The following is a 17,945-nucleotide window of genomic DNA, read 5'->3' as shown; positions in this document are numbered from 1 at the left end:
GTCGCGGTGCACGCAACTTTCAGCCTTGAGGAGTCCGACCGCAACCAGGTCTCCCGCCCAGTGGTCAGTTCGCGTTCGAGTGTGACCTGGGTTGTTAGTCTGAGCTGGTGAAAGACAGCGACCAGCAGGGGAAGCCGAACCTTGCGGCGACCAGCTGGGCGCTATTGGGCATGCTGTCGTACGAGTACGAGCTGTCGGGATATGACATCCGGAAGTGGATCGATTGGAGTATGCGGTTCTTTTACGGAAGCCCTGCGTACAGCCAGATCTACTCCGAACTCAAGAAGCTCGAGCAACTCGGCTTCGTGACATCGCGTGTCGATAGCGACGGCAGCCCTCGCAGTCGCAGGCTGTACAAGATCACTGAAGAGGGCATGGAGGCGGTGACCCGGTGGGCAAACGACGCTCCGCTCGATCCGCCGGTGCTCAAGCACAGTCCTCTGCTGCGGGTGACGCTGGGGCACCTCACCAACCCCGCCAGGCTGCGCGAGATCCTGCAAGAACACCTGGCTTACGCCGACGAGATGCATCGCAGCGCGGCCAAGGACGCCAAATGGGCGGGAGCCGACACGACATGGGCCTATGCGCGAGTAGCGCTGAACTGGGCCGAGCGGTACTACGCCAACGAGCGCGAGCTGACCCTGAAGATGATCAAGGAGCTCGACGAGGCCGAGGCCGAGTTCCCGCGTGTCGGTGACGGTGGACGAACGAAAGTCCCTTGGCCTGCACCGGAATACTGGTACGAGATCGAGAAGAAAGCCGAGGCCGACGACGGAGCCGCCCCGGCGGCGACATCAGACCACGCGTGATCACGTCGCGGCGGCGTCGCGGGCGGCAATGTATCCGTACACCAGACCCTGCGCGATCGTCGCGCCCGCACCGGGGTAGGTGGCGCCGAACGCGTTCGCGGCGGTGTTGCCGATCGCATACAGCCCCGCGATGGCGGTGCCGTCTTCGCGCAGCACCCGGGCGCGCTCGTCGGCGCGCAGGCCGCCGCACGTACCGAGGTCGCTGAGCGCCATCTTGACCGCATAGAACGGGCCGTGGTCGAGCGGGCGCAGATTCGGGTTCGGAGTGATCGTGGGGTCGCCGTAGTAGCGGTCATACGCGCTGCGTCCGCGACCGAAGTCGGAATCGTGTCCAGCGCGCGACATCTCGTTGAATCGGCCGACGGTGGCGACGAACTCCGCCTCGGGCACCTTCATCATGCGCGCGAGTTCGGCCAGATCGTCGGAGCGGTGGGCAATCCCCGCGTCGTACCACGACTGCGGCAGACTCATTCGCGGAAAGCGGTCCGCGGCAAAGACATAGCTGTTGCGGTACTGCTGATCGAAAACGATCCACATGGACTCGACGGGGTTACCGGCACGCTCCCTTTCGAGCACGCACTGGCCGAACGACATGTAATCGGACGACTCATTGGTGAACCGCCGGCCCGTCTGGTCGACGATCAGCGAGCCCGGCAGGGATCGTTCGGCGAGCATGACCAGCGGATCGCCCCCCGGCACCGGTGCCACCGCAGGGAACCACCACGCCTGATCCATCAGATCGATTGCGGCACCAGCATCTTGAGCGATGCGGATCGCATCACCGGTGTTGGTCTCGGCACCCAGGCTGGTGTGCTCGCCGAGTGATTCGGACTGGAACTTCCACCGCATGTCCATGTTGTGGTCGAAGCCGCCCGCGGCCAACACGACGCCGCGCCGTGCTTGGATGGTGACCTCGCGTCCGTTGTGGGTGACGACGGCTCCGGTGACCCGGTCGCCGTCGGTGATCAGCCGCACCAGCGTGGTCTGCGTCCACACACCGATGCCCGCGCGCAGGACGCCTGCGAACAAGCCTGCGGCCAGCGCCTGTCCGCCTGCGGTGTACCGTCGTCCGAGCATCAGGCCGCCGATGCCCTGAGCCAGTCGTTTGGCGATGAGCGGCAGGCCTTTTCGAGGTACCCGGACCATCAGGTTCATCCAGCGATAGTCCGCACTCGTGGTCGGCATCGGGATCGTCGGCTCCATCAACCCCGGGCGCAGCAACGAGCGGTACCGGCCGAGAAGCGAGGTGTTGAACGGTCTGCACTCACACGTCCGCCCGTCGGCACTTCCCCCGGGTTGCTCGGGGTGGTAGTCGGAGTAGTCGCGTGCCCACGTGAACCGCATGGGCGTGGTGCGGCGCAGCATCTGGACTGTCGCCGCGAGGTGGGTGACGAACTCCGCTGACCGTTGCGGCGGAGCGGTGCCGGCGACGACCGAGTCCAGGTAGGTCCGTGCCTTCTGCGCGGTGTCCCCGGCTCCGTTCTCCTCGAGCACCGGGCTCGCGGGAATCCACAGGGCCCCGCCGGACCTCGCGGTGGAACCGCCGACGTATGGCGATTTCTCGACGATCAGCACGTTGAGTCCGTGCTCGGCGGCCGCCAGCGCGGCGGCCATGCCGGTGCCCGATCCCACCACGAGCAGGTCGACGGACGTATCGCGCAGGGGCATCCCGGCGGGAACGGTGGTAGGCGCAGCAGTCGTCACGGCTTCGACAGTAGGTCGGGGCGGTCACTGTCGCGGAGGATCTTCCCTCCCAGCGGGACGATTCGCGCCACGAGCCGCGCCGCGGGCGTACAACGAGGGCATGACGTTGCAGCCAGGGACCGCAGAAACCGACGAGATTCGGCAGATCGAAGCCGCAGCAGCGCCGACCCGATTTGCCCGCGGATGGCACTGCCTGGGTCTGATCAGGGACTTCGGCGACGGCGAGCCACACTCGGTGAGCGCGTTCGGCCAGAAGCTGGTGGTGTTCCGCAGCGGCGACGGCAAGATCAACGTGCTCGACGGCTACTGCCGTCACATGGGCGGGGATCTGAGTCAGGGCACCGTGAAGGGCGACGAGATCGCCTGCCCGTTTCACGACTGGCGATGGGGCGGCGACGGCCGATGCAAGAAGGTGCCCTACAGCAAGCGGACGCCGAGGCTGGCCCGCACCGCGACGTGGACCACCCTGGAACAGGACGGCATGCTGTTCGTCTGGAACGACCCCGAGCGCAACCCGCCGCCGCCGGAAGTCGCCATACCCCGGATCGAGGGTGCGGCGAGCGACGACTGGACCGACTGGCATTGGTACACCACCGTCGTTCACACCAACTGCCGCGAGATCATCGACAACGTCGTGGACATGGCGCACTTCTTCTACATCCACGGCTCGATGCCGACGCAGTTCAAGAACATTTTTGAAGGACACCTCGCGACGCAGTACATGAACAGCGGCTCTCGCGGGGACATACCGGATCCGGAAGGCCAGCCACGACTGCTCGGCACGACCTCAGTGGCGTCGTACTACGGCCCCTCGTTCATGATCGACGACCTGACCTACCACTTCGAGAACGACGACCAGAAGACGATTCTCATCAACTGCCATTACCCGATCGATGCCAATTCCTTTGTGCTGCAGTACGGAATCATCGTTAAGAAGTCGGCTCACTTGCCCGAGGAAGCGGCAATGCAGGCCGCCATCGCGCTTGGCGACTGGGTCAAGGTCGGCTTCGAGCAGGACGTGCAGATCTGGAAGAACAAGGTGCGCATCGACAACCCGTTGCTGTGCGAGGAGGACGGGCCGGTGTACCAGTTGCGCCGGTGGTACGAGCAGTTCTACGTCGACCTCGCCGACGTAGAACCCGACATGGTAAACCGGTTCGAGTACGAGATCGATGTCACGCGCCCACGCGAAGCCTGGCAGCAGGAAGTCGAGGCGAACATCGCCGAGCGTTCGGGCGCGACAGGGTGACCCTTCGGGCCGACAACCGGCTCGCCGACGTGCCGATGGTGCCCGTGGCGTGCCGGACATGCGGTGCGGAAGTACTGGCCCGCAAGAGCAGTTGGGAGCAGACGAGCGTGCAGTGGGACGCCGACGCGATGGCTCGCTGCCCGCAGCGGCGTAATGCCGCGCTACTGGATACTCCTGGCCGGCCCACGCTGTTCTTGTCCTGCTCCGAGCTGACGGAATCGATCCACGACGCGGTGGCCGCGCGCCGATTGCCCATAGTCGATGAGACGGTGCGCGCCGCACCGTAATCTCGTCTCGTGAGCGGTCACATCGATTCACCGGTGGCGGTCGTGACCGGTGCCAGTCGCGGCGCCGGCCGTGGCATCGCTTCCGCGCTGATAGCTGACGGTTGGCGGGTCTATCTGACCGGCAGGACCGTGACTGATCCTGGCGACGGCGGCACCGCCGTGAGTGTCGACCACCGCGACGACGATGCGGTTGCCGCATTGTTCAAGCGGGTCGACGACGAAAACGGCGGGTTGGATCTGTTGGTGAACAACGCCGCGGCCATTCACGACGATCTGGTCAGCCCAAAGCCGTTCTGGGAGAAGCCACTCGAGCTGGGTGACGTGCTCGACGTCGGGTTGCGGTCGGCGTATGTGGCGTCCTGGTATGCCGCGCCGCTGTTGGTGCGGCGGGACCGAGCTTTGATCGCGTTCACGTCGTCGCCGGGATCGGTGTGCTACATGCACGGCCCGGCGTACGGCGCCCAGAAAGCGGGCGTGGACAAGATGGCCGCCGACATGGCGGTCGACTTCCGTGGTACCGGTGTGGCCACGGTGTCGATCTGGATGGGCATTCTGCTCACCGAGCGCTTCCGCAGTGCGTTCGCCGGACATCCGGACGCGCTGGCCAAGACGGCGGAGCATGCCGAAACCCCTGAGTTCACCGGCCATGTGATCGACGCGCTGTATCGCGATCCCGATCTCGCCGAGCTGTCCGGCCACACCGTCATCGGCGCCGAGATGGCGCAGCGCTACGGCATCATCGACGAGGACGGCAGGCAGCCGCCCTCGCACCGCGACATGATGGGCGCACCGCGCGAGCCCAGCTCGGTGGTGGTGCGCTGAGCGTCAGGCGTGCGCGCCGCCGTCGACGCGGATCTCGGTGCCGGTGATGAACGCTCCGTCGTCGGAGGCGACCATCGCGATCACGGCCGCGACGGCGCTGGGGTCGCCGAGGATTTCGTTCTCCTTGCCGTGCAGCAGCGGAGTCTGCTTGGCCCACAGTGCCAAGTCGTATCCCTCGGGCATCTTGTCGAGGGTGCTGTTGGCCAACGCCGTCGACACCCCACCCGGCTGGATGTTGACCGCTCGAAGCCCCTGTTTCGAGTATTCCAGCGCCAGTGCGTGGGTGAATGCCAGCACGCCGCCCTTGCTCGCGGCGTACGCGGCCATGTATGGATGCGCGAAAGTGGCTGCGGTGGAGGTGAAGTTGACCACCACGCCGCGACCGGAGTCGATGAGCGCGGGAAGCGAAGCGCGCGTCATCAGGAACGTGCCCGTCAGGTTGATCGCCAGTGTGGTGTTCCAGTCGTGCAGCGTGTGTTCGTGGGTGTGGGCACAGAGCTGAATGGCCGCGGCATTGACGAGCACATCCAGCCCGTCGAGGGTGTTGACAGCGGCAGCGACCTCGCTGCCAACCGCAACCTCGTCGGAGATGTCCAGGACGGCGGTCGTCAATCGCTTCGCCGTGCCCGCGTCCTCGGCAGCAGCCGTTGTCCTCGCGAGCCCTTCGGCGGCGACGTCGATCGCGACGACTGTGCCGCCCTCCTCGAGGAGACGGGCGACGGTGGCCTGCCCGATACCCGAGCCGGCACCGGTGATGACGATCCGGCGGTCATCGAACCTCTGCATGATCGCTCCTTTCAAGCCGGCCGCAGGACGTTGATATCGCCCATGGCGATCTGGACATCGAAGTGACGGTGGATGATTCGCCATCCGTCGGCTGTACGCAGATGTCGATCCCGGTAGACGCCGATCGCTTCATACGGGGTCAGCTGCGCGCGGTCCCCGGCCCCGACGTGTAACACCCGCGCCTTGGTCACCGAGCGCGCCTCATCGCCGTCGATCGCAATCTGATAGTTGCCGAGAAGATGCTGCGACGGCCCGCAGCCGTCGAGAAAACTGCGGATCGATTCGACGATGGCCGCTCGCCCAGTGAGCGTGGCAGCGTAGTTTCCTACCGCTTCCGGGTGAAATACGTCATTCAGGCCCAACCAGTCTCGCGTGTCCAGACACGTCGCGTATCTGTTGAGAACATCGATGATCGCTTGGCGCTCGACGCACTCGCATTCCATCGCCCGCAATCCTCAGGTCAGCTGGAAGGCGCTGATCGGTGCCTCATCCGGGTATACCGCCGGGCCGCCGAGGTCGTAGGCCGCGTTGAGCGCGCCGATGAATTCCGGATCGTGCAGCGGCTCGCTCGGCACATCGAGTCTGATGCCTTTGCGACTGAGATCGTCGACCATCATGTCGATGGCCTTGTCGGCGGTGAGATCGTCCGAGCCGTCCATGTTCTTCTTCAGTTCGTCGAAGTCGGAGAACACTTCGGCCGACCAGTGCACCAGGAAGCGCAGATCGTCGGTGTGGTGCCGGGCGATCACGTCCTCGCCGTTCTTGAGCAGCCAGTGGTCGCGATCGCTCGGGTCGCCGGTGAACAGCGTGTCGAAGGCGAGCCCGGCCGGAGTCTGCTGTTCGAGGGGACCATTCGCCTCGCCGCGGTGCACCATCATCTCGTTCTGGACCACCACACCCCGGTTGAACACCGGAGGCAGCAGTCGCTGCGGTGCCTTCAGTGGGCCGTCAGGCCAGTAGGTGAAGCCGCTTCCTTCGTCGAGCGAGAACCACGTGATCACCTGAGCCATCTTGATCAGGTAGTCCTGGAACAGGCCGGACTTGCCCATCACACTGCACAGCCATGTCGGCGCATTCTCGTGACGGACGCCGCGAAAGCTCGGGGAGTCAAGGTGGCCGGGGTCGCGGTTGGCGCACGGGCCGTTGATGTTGAACAGCATCAACTCGGGCTTGGCGTAGTCGGCGTTCCAGTAGCTCTTTGCAAGTTCGACGAATCGCTGGTTGTAGAAGCAGTCGTGCAGTTCGGGATAGAGGACCGTGCCGTAGTTGGCGAGGTAGCCGCGAAAGGTCGGTGTCAGGAACAAGTCGAGCGACGGTTCGAAACCCTCGGGGAATGCGCCGCTCATCGTCGCCATCAACTCTTCTGCGGAGGCGAAGTGCTGGGCAATGATCAGCTTCCATGGCCCCTGCGTGCGGACGACGTCGAGTAGTCGCTCCTTCTGGTCGGCCGTGTAGACATTGTCGATCTCCCGTGGCGGCGCGGCGGGACGCAGCACATCGGAAAGCTCCATTCGCCGCTCGTCCGTGAGCATGTCATGGTCTCCTTACTGACTTTGTTCGCTCGATTGTGGGCTGCACCGCTCTGCGGGCGGACCAGGGTGTCCGGTGATCGGGAAGTTCACCGGGTTGTCGAACTTCGCCCGCAGCAGGGCGCCCACCTCAGCGATCGCCAGCCGTCCGCGAGCGGTGGCGTCCGACCGCATCAAGAACCCGTGATAGGCGCCGGGATAGCGCGCGAGTGTGGTTTGCACGCCGGCGTCGCGCAGCCGTGACGCGTAGCGCTCGCCCCAGTCGCGGATCGGATCGCATTCTGCGGTAACGACTATGGCGGGCGGCAGTGCGCTCAAGTCGGCCGCATGGGCCGGCACCCGGTACTGGTCGTGCGGCGCGCCGCTGCCTGCGTCGGCCAGCTCATGCATGTAGACGATGTCGTCGTGGCTGAGCATCGGCGCATCGGGAAGTCCGACCATCGATTCCACCGTCATGTCGCGGTCGAGGCCCGGGTAGAGCAGCACCTGGCACGCGATCGTGGGACCGCCGCGATCGCGGGCCGCGAGCGCCACCGCCGCAGCGAGTGAGCCACCGGCACTGTCTCCGACGACCGCCAGTCGTGTGACGTCGACGTCTATGCGCTGTGCGTGCTCCGCAACCCACTCGGTGGCCGCGTATGCGTCGTCGAACTGAGCGGGCGCGGCGAACTCTGGAGCCAGCCGGTAGTCGACCGACATCACGGTGGCGTTGGACTGGGCGGCAAGGGTTCTCGCCAGTGGCTCGAATGAATGGTTGGACCCCATCACCATGCCGCCGCCGTGGAAGTAGACCAGCACGGGCGCGTCCGTCGTGTCCGTGGGGCGGTAGATCCGAACGGGAATTCGGCCGGCGGGCCCGGGGATCGCGCAGTCGTCGACGTTCGCCATGACAGGCATGTCGTCGGGATGCGGTGCGGACTCGATCGCGTGTCGCACCGCCGCCAGGCCGCGCTCTCGCATCGGCGGGATCGGACCAAACGACGCGACACGCGCGGCGGCATCCGGGTCGAGCGTCATTGCTGTTCGGGGTCGAACCGACGGCCCGACCGTAGTGCCGGCGGACGTTGGGAGACCAGGGCTTCCGCGCGTTCCGCCATCGCCGAGCCGACGTAGTCGGGTTGGGTCAGAAGGTAGAACCGCCCCTGGGCAGCTTGGTCGAAGACGACTTCGGCCGCCGCGAGCGGGTCCATGGCGTCGGCCTTGATGTCGAGCATGGCGCCGCGCTGCGACTCCGCGGCGGCGACGTCACCGGTGTCCACACCACCGGCGGATTCGAAGATGTTCGACACCACGGCACCCGGCAGGACCGCTTGGACGTGAATGTGGTTGTGGCCGGCCAGTTCGACCTCGAGGCGTAGGCACTCGGTGAGCGCCAGCACCGCGTGTTTGCTCATGATGTACGGCGTCTGCAGCGGCACCGAGGCGACGCCGCCGATCGACGAGAGGTTCCACACCCACGCCGGTTCACCGGCGGCGATCATCGGCGGCAGAAATGCTCGCACGCCGTGGAAGACTCCACTGATGTTGATGTCGACCAGTCGATTCCAATTCTCGACGGGGGTGTCCCATAGGAACCCGAACTGCTCGACACCTGCGTTGTTGACGAGCAGCCGCACCGGTCCGACGTCCCGGTACGTGCGTTCGGCGAGTGCGGACACCGCCTCCGGATCACGGACGTCGCACACGACGTCGATAGCGCCCGCGCCCGCTGCTACGAGCTCGTCACGAAGCGCCGCAACCGCATTGGCATCGATGTCGGCCAGCACCACCGTCATGCCCAGCGAGCCGGCATGTCGGGCAAGACCCGCGCCGATGCCTGCGCCTGCACCGGTGATAACGGCGACGCCACCGTCGAAGGGTGTGCTCACGTGCCTGCCGTGGCGGAACTCTTGGCGCTGTGTTCAGCGAAGGGAATCGAATCCTCGGCGTCGAGCACCACACTCATCGACGTGAAAACCAGGCCATGGTCGGCCCGCCGTATCCCGACATCGACGACGCCACTGGACACATCGAACGGGACGTTGTTGGTGATCTGGTTGACATACAGATAGAAGCGCACGTTGGTCACGGCGCCTTCGCTGCCTGTGCGGAAGATGTTGGTCGCGTGATGGCGCAACGGGTAGGGGTTCTCGTTCCGGTGCTGCGTCAGCCACGCCAAAGTCTCGGCACCGCCGTGCAGCTCGGCGGCCAGCAGATGCTCGAACGGGCACTGGCCCGAATCCGAACGACTGAGGTACTCCATTTCGTCACCGATCCGGGTGGCCAGCTCATCGAAGTGGCCCTGGTCGTAGTGGTACCAGAAACCCGCGATGAACTCCTGGACGTCGGTCAACGTGATGGCTTCGCTCATGGCCACCAGTCAATAGCCGCCACCTGCGCTACGGCGCGAAGGCGTCCGGTGAGTGGAACGGTTTTTCTGACCCGAAACGGGTGCGAAGATCACGCTTGAGCAGCTTGCCGCTGGGGTTCTTCGGTAACGCATCGACGAAGTGGAGCCGTTTCGGCGTCTTGTACCCGGCCAGGTGGCTGCGGCAGTGGGTGAGCAGTTCGGCCTCGGTCGGGCTCGCGCCGTCGCGCGGGACGACTGCCGCGACAACAGCCTCCACCCAGACCGGATGCGGGACACCGAACACTGCGACTTCTTCTACGCCCGGATGGCCGTACAGGACTTCTTCGACCTCGCGGCTGGCGACGTTCTCGCCGCCTGTCTTGATCATGTCCTTCTTGCGGTCGACGACGTGCAGCAGCCCGAATTCGTCGTAGAAGCCGAGGTCTCCGGAATGGAACCATCCGCCTCGGAACGCTTCCGCGGTGCGTATCGGGTCGTCGAGGTAACCCAGCATGAGCTGCGGTCCGCGGTGCGCGATCTCTCCGACCGCTCCGGCCGAAACGGGGGTATCGGTGTCGTCGAGGATGGTGGTCTCGACGTTGATCGCGGGCCGGCCCGCCGCACCGCCGTGGTCTGCCTGATCGGCCGGACCCAATGCGCTTGCCAAAGGGGCCATCTCGGTCTGGCCGTAGAAGTTCCACAACTGCAGGTCAGGCAGGCGCTCGCGGAGCTCGAGCAGGATTTCTGTGGGCATCGCCGATGCGCCGTAGTAGCCCTTGCGCAGGCTGCTCAGGTCGACTTCGTCGATGATGGGCGAGCGCAGCAGGCTGATCCAGATGGTCGGCGGGGCAAAGAAATTGGTCGCCCCGTGGTCCTCGATGCTGCGCAAGATCACCTCGGGATCGGGACGCGGAAGGATGATGCTCGTAGCGCCCAGGTAGATATCGGTCGCCAGGAAATTGTCGAGCTGGGCACAGTGGTAGAGCGGCATCGAGTGAATCTCGATGTCGTCCTCCGACATCGACCCGGCCACGATGGTGCTGACGTAGTTGGACACCAGGCTTCGGCTGGAGTGCATCACGCCCTTGGGGCGCGATTCGGTGCCGCTGGTGTACATCAGGCGAAGCAACTGGTCATCGGCGATCTCGACGTCGGGTGGCAGAGTGGTTGTGGTCAGCCAGTGCGCGAAGTCTTGCCAGCCGTACGGTGCGCGTTGCCCGTCGGCGTTCAACGCTACGGTGGTGAGCGACGATCCGTTGCCGGCCATCGCTGCGTCCGCCGTGGGGATCAGGTCGTGCTCGACGATGAATCCGCGGACCCCGCTGTGGCCGAGGATGTAGGCGATCTCGTCGGCGGTGAGCATGAAGTTGATCGGCACGAGCACGACACCCGCCCTCGCGGTGGCGAACGCAAGTACCGCGTACTGCCAGCAGTTGTGGGCCAGCAATGCCACGCGGTCACCGGGCGAAAACCCGTTGTCCCGCAGCGCCGCCGCGGCGCGGTCGACCAGCTCGTCGAATTCGGTAAAGGTCAACGTGACGTCGCCGTCGATGAGGGCGACCTTGCTGGGATGCCTGCGGGCGGTCCGGCGCGGGATGTCGCCCAGGGTGTGGCTGCGCACCTGCATGCGGTCGTCCTTCACTGCGCGAGCTTCAGTTCGCGGCCGATGATCTCGCGCATGATCTCCGAGGTGCCGCCGTAGACACGGGTGACCCTGGCGTCCATCGCGGAGCGGGCGATCGGGTACTCGCGCATGTACCCGTAACCGCCGAACAGCTGCTGGCAGGAATCGAGGCACCGAAACTCCATCTCCGTCGCCCACAACTTGGCCTTCGCGGCGTCAGCGGGTGACAGCCGCCCGGCATTGAGCTCTATGACGCAGCGGTCGACGAACGCCTCCGCCACCGACACCTCGGTGGCGACATCGGCGAGGACGAATCGGGTGTTCTGCAATGCGCCGATGGGTTTGCCGAATGCGGTGCGGTCGCGCACGTAATCGATCGTCCAGCGCAACGCCGCGCGGGCGCGACCGAGGCTGCCGACCGCGATCTGCATCCGTTCCTGCGGCAGATTTTTCATCAGATATTCGAATCCGCGCCCCACCTCGCCCAATACGTTCTCTTTCGGCACCATCACATCGGTGAAGATCAGCTCCGACGTGTCCTGGCAGTGCAGTCCGAGCTTGTCCAGGTTGCGGCCGCGCTCGAAGCCGGGCATCCCGCGCTCGAGCACGAGCAGCGTCAGGCCGCGGTGCCTGTCGGCTGAGGTGCGCACGCAGGTGATCACCAGATCGGCGTTCTGTCCGTTGGTGATGAACGTCTTGGCGCCGTTGACGCAGAAGTGATCTCCGGCGTCGACGGCCGAGGTGCGGATTCCGGCCACATCAGAGCCGGCGCCGGGCTCGGTCATCCCGATGGCCGCGATGAGGTCTCCGGCGACGAAGCCCGGCAGCCACCGAGCGCGTTGTTCGGCGCTGCCCAGGTCGGCAAGATAAGGCAGGCAGATGTCGTTGTGAACCGCGAAACTCAAACCGACGGCACCGCAGTCTGCATCCATGAACGATTCGATCAGGACCTGGTTGTAGCGGAAATCGTGCGCTTCGACGCCACCGAATTGTTCGCCGGCCGCAAAGCCCAGCAGCCCAACGGCTCCGGCTTTGGCGAACACCTGACGTGGGATGATGCCGTCGTCCTCCCAGGCGGCGATGAACGGTGCGACCTCCTTGCGTGCGAAATCGCCGGCGAGTTCTCCGAATGCGCGGTGGTCGACTTCGTAATGCACGCGATCCATTGCCGCAGAGTAGGCACGTGTGCACTGCGGAGACGATGAGTGTCCCGCTCAGTAGACATGACGACCCGCGGCCATCGTCACGGCATCGATACTCCGTTGTGTGATCACTGATGCCGAAACCGTTCGGGCGACCACCGGTTCCGGGTTCGATCCTGTCGAGCTCCGAGCGAACCTGCGACAGGCCGACCCGGGTGTGCTGGTTGCGGTGCTGGCTCAGCTCACCGGCGACGCGTCGGTGATCGACAGGTTCGGGCCGGCGATCACACACGTGCCCGACCCGCCCGAGCGTGCGGGTGTCACCGACGCCGAGACCGCGGAGGCATTGGCATCGGCAGTCCTCGACGCGCTCGACAACCCGTCGGCTCATCGTGTTGCCGACGACCCGGAACTGTTCACCCGGCTGCTGCCGCTCGCGCTCGGCTCTGAGGTCGACGACGAGTTCGTTCCGCTGTTGCTCGAACAGGGCGGCTTTCAGCTGTCGCAGCCGACATTGCCACGCACTGTGCCGGTCCCGGCGACGACGAGTGTGGCGATCATCGGCGCGGGTCTCGCCGGGATGATCGCTGCGTTCGCTGCCGCGGACGCCGGCGTCGCGTACGAGATCTTCGACCGCAACGACGAAGTCGGAGGGACCTGGCTGACGACGACCTACCCGGGGATCGGTGTGGATACGCCGTCGGCGTACTACTCGCTGTCGCGTGAGGTGAATCCCGACTGGACGAGCTACTACCCGCAGGGTGCGGAGTACCAGGCGTACCTGGTGTCGCTGGCCGACAAGTACCGACTGCGCGACCACATCCGGTTCGGCACCGAGGTCGAGGCGCTGACGTGGGAGGAAGACCGACGGCAGTGGCGCATCGAGACGGTGGATCGCGACGGCCATCGTGGGATCAGCTATGCCCGCGTGGTGATCACCGCCGCCGGATACCTCAACCGTCCACGATGGCCGGAAGTCGGCGGCCGAGAAACATTCGCGGGCACGAGTATTCATTCGGCGCAGTGGGACTCGTCGCTGGATCTCACCGGTAAGCGGGTCGCGGTCGTCGGCGCCGGCTGCACGGCCGTGCAGATCGTCGACGCCTGCGTCGATGAGGTCGCGCACTTGACGGTCTTTCAACGTCAGCCGCACTGGGTGGCGCCGCGTAAGCGGCCGACCGACGATGTGCCCGAGTTTCGGCGCTACCTGGGTCGCCATCTGCCGTACTACGCGAACTGGCACCGGCTCAAGTCGTACTGGGCCACGTCCGACAACAACTATCCGGTGATACTGCAAGATCCGGAATGGGCAAGTGAGCACCTGTCGATCTCACCTGCCAACGACGTGCTGCTGCAGATGTGCCTGGAGTACATCGACCGGACCTTCGGGGCGGACAGCGAATTGGCGAAGAAGGTGACTCCTGATTTCGCACCGTACGGCAAGCGCATCATCCGGGATCCGGGTGGCTACTACGCGGCACTGACCCGCAGTCACGTCGACGTCGAGGCCAGCGAGCCCGCCGAAGTCAACGAGCGGGGGATCGTCACGGCCGACGGCCGCCAAATCGATCTCGACGTCATCATCTACGCCACCGGCTATCACCTGGACTTCCTGTCGACCATCGACATTCGTGGTCGCGATGGTCGCACTCTCGCCGGGGAATGGGGCGACAGTCCCCGCGCCTATCGCGGTGGCACGGTACCCGGCTTCCCCAATCTGTTCATCAACTCGGCACCGAATTACAGTCCGGGTCACGGTGCGGGTGCGAACTTCTCGATGGAAGTGATGGCGCACTACATCATCGAATGCCTGCAACTCATGGCACTGCGCGGGGCGACGGCGATCGAGGTGACGCAGCAGGCGCACGACGACTACGTCGCCGCGATCGACGAGGCGATGGCGGGCACAGTGTGGTGTCACACGCCGAATGCGCACACGTATTACCGCTCCGGGTCGGGCCGTGTGGTGGTGGCCACTCCGTACCGTCTGGTCGATCTATGGCATCAGCACCGGGCGCCCATCGAAGAGCATTTCGAACTGCGATGACTCAATTGCTGAGCGGAAAAACGGCTTTGGTCACAGGCAGTAGCCGGGGGATCGGTCGGGCGATCGCGCAGCGCTTGGCGGCCGAGGGCGCGACGGTCGTGGTGACGGCGCGTTCGTTTGAGCCGTCGCAGTCCTTGCGTTGGGGATCGTCCGCGGCGCTACCCGGCACGATCGGCGAAACCATCGAGCTCATCGAGGGGGCGGGGGGGCAGGCGATCGGGCTGGCGGCGGATCTGGAGAATCCCGGTGATCGCGACCACCTCGTCCAGCGGGTACTCGAGCGCACCGGCCGGCTCGACATCCTGGTCAACAACGCTGGTTTCGCTGACTATTCGATGGTCGAGGACATGTCGCTGGACACCTTCGAACGCACAGTGGAGCACTATCTACGGGTCCCGTTCGTGCTGACCAAGGCGGCGGTGCCCGGTATGCGCGCACAAGGCGCGGGCTGGATCGTCAACATCGGATCGGTGACCGGGGTCGCGCCGGTACGGCCGTACCGCGAGTACAACAAGACCTCGGGCGACGTGGTCTATGCGTCGGTCAAGGCGGCCTTGCATCGGTTCACGCAGGGGGTCGCTGCCGAACTGCTCGACACGAACATCGCGGTCAACTGTGTTGGTCCGTCCACTGCAGTGCGCACACCCGGTGCCTCAGCGCTGATCCCGGACACCTTCCCGACGGAACCGGTCGAGTATCTGGCCGAGACCGTGTTGGCGATGTGTCACCGGCCCGCTGCCGAGCGCACGGGGCTGGTGGCTTTCAGCCTGCACTATCCATGGTCTCAGCAACTCGCGGTACACACCCTCGACGGCAGATCGGTGCTGCCGCCGTTGGAGCCACCGAGCACCGCGAACCCGAACATCCTGCCGGCCGGTGTCTAACCCAAAACCACGGTGTCACTGCGGCAGAAGCTGTGACACACCCGGTCCCGCACGATCACTTCGGGACACTCCGGATCGAACCATCGGTCCACATGGGCCCAGTGGATCGGGTGCATCAAATACGGTCCCATCAGGCCGTCGACGTCGGTGAAATGTTGCTCGAACACGTGGGTCCATTGCGACGCACCGATAGCGCGCTCCACCCGGCTCAACTGCCATGCCGTGATCGTGCGCACATAGTCCGGCATCAGATTGAGGTCGCTCTCGAACCGCTCGACGAGGGCCTCATCGGCTTCGGGCGACACCCGCAGCAGCAGGGTCCGATAGACACTCGCGGGCTGCTCAACCGCGGTTTTGCTTGCCGCACCGCGATATTCGACACCGTCGACGTGTTCGACCGCGGCGGACTCGAGCGCACGGTCGAGTTCGGCGGTTGTGTCGGTCCGCCTCTCTAGATCGGAGAAGCGGAGGTGCACCAGAATGTCGCCGCCGTTGCGGACACCGGGCAGCGTCGGTTCGATGAGGACGTGCGCCGCCGCCGATGCGTCCGCAACGGCACGGAGGGCGGGAATCAGTGCATGGGGTTCATCGCCCGGTGCCAGGTGGATCAGCCTGGTGAGATTAAACATCGCAGAGTTCGTCGACATCGTCGGCAGCGGCGGCCACGCTGCGCGACCGTTGACACACCAGCTCGCCGATCGTCGTCCACCATCGGCCGACGCTGGCGTCGGGCCTGCCCTTCCACGTCATCTCCCACCACGCCTGCGCACTCGGCAGCGACCAGCGGACGGTGACCGTGTTGGACTGATCGGTGAACCAAATGGGTGGGCTGACGAGGATGTCGCGCAACGTCATTCCGCGTTCGCGGGCTCCAGGAGCGTATTCAGCGAGGTATCGGTCGATGAATTCTTTCGCCCGTCCCGGCTGCGTCACCACATGGTCGACGACATAGACCGCACCGTCAGACATGCGCACCGGCGAGAATCGTGGACAGGTCTTCGCCCGCTCGCCTTCGTGCCTGCTGGGCGAGCTCGAGTACGGGCATGGTCATGAACCCGTGAATGGCGCCCTCGTAGTGCCGATGCGTCAATCGAACGCCTGCACCTTTGAGCGCCTCGCCGAATGCGATTCCTTCATCCCGCAGTGGGTCGTGGCCTGCCGTCACGACTACGGCGGGTGGCACACCGGACAAGTCGGCGGATAGCGGTGCAGCGTATGGATGTTCGCGGTCGACGGGGGAGGGCACGTACTGGTCCCAATACCACTGCAATGCGGGTCGGGGGTTGTAGTACCCTTCGCCGAACAAGCGATACGACTCCGTGTCGAATCGCGGAGAGATCATCGGGTACAGCAGCAACTGCGCCGCGAGCGTCGGTGCTCCGCGATCGCGTGCCATCAGCGCGACCGTTGTCGCGATATGGCCACCCGCACTGTCGCCACCCACGACTATTCGGCCCGGATGGCCGCCGAGGGCGTCCGCGTTGCGGGCAGCCCAGTGCGTCACCGCGAACACGTCTTCAGCGGCCGCCGGCCATGGCGCTTCCGGCGCCAGCCGGTATGCGACGGAAACCACTACGGCGGGAATCAGATTCGCCAAGCTGCGGCACAGTCCGTCGTGGCTGTCGAGGTCGCAGAACACAAACCCACCACCGTGGGCGTACACCATCGTCGGCACCGGCCCGGACGCTGAAACGGGGCGGTAGATGCGCACCGCGATATCGCCCGCGGGCCCGTGCACGGATACGTCGCGGACGTCGCCGACCTCTTCGGGTGTCGCCGGCGCGACGAATCGGGACCTGATCGTCGCCCGCGCCGTCGCGCCGGTCATCGTGTGCACGGGCGGAAATCCGGCGTCGAGCGCTTCGATCATCTCGGCGATCTGCGGATCGAGCGTCATGCGTACTGCAGCTCCGCGACCGGGCGCGCGGCGCTGCGCAGTGGCCGCGCGTGTTGCAGGGTTGGTGCCACTCGCCGCGGCCCGTCTTCGACGTCGCGCCATATCCCCATCGCGGTCATGCGCACCGGCGCCGCGAGACGCTGGTCGAACGTCATTCGGCTGACAGGGCCGCACACCGATACCGCCGCGACAGCTTCTCCCGGGCCGCCGATGGGCGCTGCGACACAACCGAATCCGGGCACCGACTCTTCGCGGTCGAACGCTACGCCGCGGCCGCGAACGTTGGCCAGTTCAGCGCGCAGCTGCGCGGGCGTGCTGATCGAGTACCTGGTCTTGCGGGTACTGAGATCGACGACGTCGGCCTCGCTGTTATAGGCCAGCATCGCCTTGCCCACCGCCGCGCAATGCGCGGGCTGACGACCGCCCACGCGGGTGGGTATCGCTGCCACCATCCGGTCGCCGATCTTCTCCAGGTAGACCACGTCGGAGCCGTCCAACACGGCGAGATGGACGACCAGTCCCGTCGCGCGATGCAGATCATGCAGCAACGGGATCGCTGCCCGGTGCAGCCGGTCCTGGTGCACGGCGAGCGAGCCGAGCTCCACGAGCCGCATCCCCAGCTCGTAGTCGCGGCCGTTGCGGCGCAGCCAGCGCAGCGCGACCAATCGTTCGAGCATCCGGTGCGCCGATGACCGGGGCAGGCCCGTGCGACGAACGATCTGGGCCAGGTTCAGGCGTCCGGGTCCGTCGAAGGCGTCCAACACGAGCGATACCCGATCGATCACAGCACTCGGAGTTTCGACAGCCCCGGACATCGTGGTCATGACGCCTCCTCG

At 65.5% G+C, this 17,945-nt stretch carries 19 protein-coding genes; 6 read left to right on the top strand and 13 right to left on the bottom strand.

Features of this window, described 5'->3' with window-relative positions; genetic code table 11:
• Window positions 1–107: 107 nt before the first annotated feature.
• Entirely contained in the window at window positions 108–809 is a 702-nt protein-coding gene (locus G6N42_RS11455; RefSeq protein WP_232076121.1) for a PadR family transcriptional regulator, read from the top strand.
• Here the strand turns inward: G6N42_RS11455 and G6N42_RS11450 are convergent, their stop codons facing one another.
• Window positions 810–2,513 carry a 3-ketosteroid-delta-1-dehydrogenase gene (locus G6N42_RS11450; RefSeq protein WP_163729703.1) on the bottom strand — a complete coding sequence of 568 codons (1,704 nt, stop codon included), beginning with the start codon at window positions 2,511–2,513 and terminating at the stop codon, window positions 810–812.
• A 100-nt stretch (window positions 2,514–2,613) separates the two neighbouring features.
• Here G6N42_RS11450 and G6N42_RS11445 point away from each other — a divergent pair, with 100 nt between their 5' ends.
• Genes G6N42_RS11445 through G6N42_RS11435 form a run of 3 tightly spaced genes read left to right on the top strand, consistent with a single transcriptional unit; the run spans window position 2,614 to window position 4,871 of the window.
• The gene (locus G6N42_RS11445; RefSeq protein ID WP_163729702.1) at window positions 2,614–3,762 is read left to right on the top strand and encodes a 3-ketosteroid-9-alpha-monooxygenase, oxygenase component; all 1,149 of its coding nucleotides are present in this window, start codon (window positions 2,614–2,616) and stop codon (window positions 3,760–3,762) included.
• A 35-nt stretch (window positions 3,763–3,797) separates the two neighbouring features.
• Window positions 3,798–4,049, top strand: a complete 252-nt coding sequence (locus tag G6N42_RS11440; protein WP_174262243.1) for a ferredoxin — start codon at window positions 3,798–3,800, stop codon at window positions 4,047–4,049.
• Window positions 4,050–4,058: 9 nt separating this feature from the next.
• Window positions 4,059–4,871: an SDR family NAD(P)-dependent oxidoreductase gene (locus G6N42_RS11435; RefSeq protein ID WP_163729700.1), complete on the top strand. Its 813-nt coding sequence runs from the start codon at window positions 4,059–4,061 to the stop codon at window positions 4,869–4,871.
• Window positions 4,872–4,874: 3 nt separating this feature from the next.
• Here G6N42_RS11435 and G6N42_RS11430 read toward each other — a convergent pair whose 3' ends face one another.
• The 8 genes from G6N42_RS11430 to G6N42_RS11395 are packed head-to-tail and all read right to left on the bottom strand — an operon-like array spanning window position 4,875 to window position 12,305.
• Complete coding sequence (locus tag G6N42_RS11430; RefSeq protein ID WP_163729699.1) at window positions 4,875–5,657, bottom strand: SDR family NAD(P)-dependent oxidoreductase; 783 nt, start codon at window positions 5,655–5,657, stop codon at window positions 4,875–4,877.
• An 11-nt stretch (window positions 5,658–5,668) separates the two neighbouring features.
• A complete protein-coding gene (locus tag G6N42_RS11425) occupies window positions 5,669–6,100 on the bottom strand; it encodes a nuclear transport factor 2 family protein (protein WP_163729698.1) in 432 nt (143 codons plus the stop codon).
• 12 nt (window positions 6,101–6,112) lie between these two features.
• Window positions 6,113–7,189: a hypothetical protein gene (locus tag G6N42_RS11420; protein ID WP_163729697.1), complete on the bottom strand. Its 1,077-nt coding sequence runs from the start codon at window positions 7,187–7,189 to the stop codon at window positions 6,113–6,115.
• Window positions 7,190–7,201: 12 nt separating this feature from the next.
• Entirely contained in the window at window positions 7,202–8,203 is a 1,002-nt protein-coding gene (locus tag G6N42_RS11415) for an alpha/beta hydrolase (protein WP_163729696.1), read from the bottom strand.
• Window positions 8,200–9,054: an SDR family NAD(P)-dependent oxidoreductase gene (locus G6N42_RS11410; RefSeq protein ID WP_163729695.1), complete on the bottom strand. Its 855-nt coding sequence runs from the start codon at window positions 9,052–9,054 to the stop codon at window positions 8,200–8,202. The genes G6N42_RS11415 and G6N42_RS11410 overlap by 4 nt, the downstream gene beginning before the upstream one ends.
• Window positions 9,051–9,536: a polyketide cyclase gene (locus G6N42_RS11405; protein ID WP_163729694.1), complete on the bottom strand. Its 486-nt coding sequence runs from the start codon at window positions 9,534–9,536 to the stop codon at window positions 9,051–9,053. Before G6N42_RS11405 ends, G6N42_RS11410 begins: the two co-directional genes overlap by 4 nt.
• Window positions 9,537–9,564: 28 nt before the next feature.
• The gene (locus G6N42_RS11400) at window positions 9,565–11,142 is read right to left on the bottom strand and encodes an acyl-CoA synthetase (RefSeq protein ID WP_163737343.1); all 1,578 of its coding nucleotides are present in this window, start codon (window positions 11,140–11,142) and stop codon (window positions 9,565–9,567) included.
• Window positions 11,143–11,153: 11 nt separating this feature from the next.
• On the bottom strand, window positions 11,154–12,305 hold the full coding sequence (locus G6N42_RS11395) for an acyl-CoA dehydrogenase family protein (protein ID WP_163729693.1): 1,152 nt from the start codon (window positions 12,303–12,305) through the stop codon (window positions 11,154–11,156).
• Between the two features lie 100 nt (window positions 12,306–12,405).
• Between G6N42_RS11395 and G6N42_RS11390 the strand changes: the two genes are divergently transcribed.
• A complete protein-coding gene (locus G6N42_RS11390; protein WP_232076120.1) occupies window positions 12,406–14,328 on the top strand; it encodes a flavin-containing monooxygenase in 1,923 nt (640 codons plus the stop codon).
• A complete protein-coding gene (locus G6N42_RS11385) occupies window positions 14,325–15,212 on the top strand; it encodes an SDR family NAD(P)-dependent oxidoreductase (RefSeq protein WP_163729692.1) in 888 nt (295 codons plus the stop codon). The genes G6N42_RS11390 and G6N42_RS11385 overlap by 4 nt, the downstream gene beginning before the upstream one ends.
• On the opposite strand, the gene G6N42_RS11380 is transcribed toward G6N42_RS11385, so the two are convergent.
• From G6N42_RS11380 to G6N42_RS11365, 4 genes are read right to left on the bottom strand one after another with little or no spacing between them, the layout of a single operon-like run.
• Window positions 15,209–15,841, bottom strand: coding sequence for a Dabb family protein (locus tag G6N42_RS11380; RefSeq protein WP_163729691.1), 633 nt, complete (start codon window positions 15,839–15,841; stop codon window positions 15,209–15,211). The two genes, G6N42_RS11385 and G6N42_RS11380, sit on opposite strands and share 4 nt — an antisense overlap.
• Window positions 15,834–16,181: an alpha-amylase family protein gene (locus tag G6N42_RS11375; RefSeq protein WP_163737337.1), complete on the bottom strand. Its 348-nt coding sequence runs from the start codon at window positions 16,179–16,181 to the stop codon at window positions 15,834–15,836. Before G6N42_RS11375 ends, G6N42_RS11380 begins: the two co-directional genes overlap by 8 nt.
• Window positions 16,174–17,109 (bottom strand): LipP1 family hormone-sensitive lipase, encoded by a 936-nt coding sequence (lipP1, locus tag G6N42_RS11370; RefSeq protein ID WP_163729690.1) that lies wholly within the window; start codon window positions 17,107–17,109, stop codon window positions 16,174–16,176. Before lipP1 ends, G6N42_RS11375 begins: the two co-directional genes overlap by 8 nt.
• On the bottom strand, window positions 17,106–17,924 hold the full coding sequence (locus G6N42_RS11365) for an IclR family transcriptional regulator (RefSeq protein ID WP_163737334.1): 819 nt from the start codon (window positions 17,922–17,924) through the stop codon (window positions 17,106–17,108). The genes lipP1 and G6N42_RS11365 overlap by 4 nt, the downstream gene beginning before the upstream one ends.
• Between the last annotated feature and the right edge of the window lie 21 nt (window positions 17,925–17,945).

This window comes from Mycobacterium gallinarum, from assembly GCF_010726765.1.
GTDB classification, from domain to species: Bacteria; Actinomycetota; Actinomycetes; order Mycobacteriales; family Mycobacteriaceae; genus Mycobacterium; species Mycobacterium gallinarum.
This window is presented reverse-complemented; position numbering and strand designations above follow the sequence as displayed.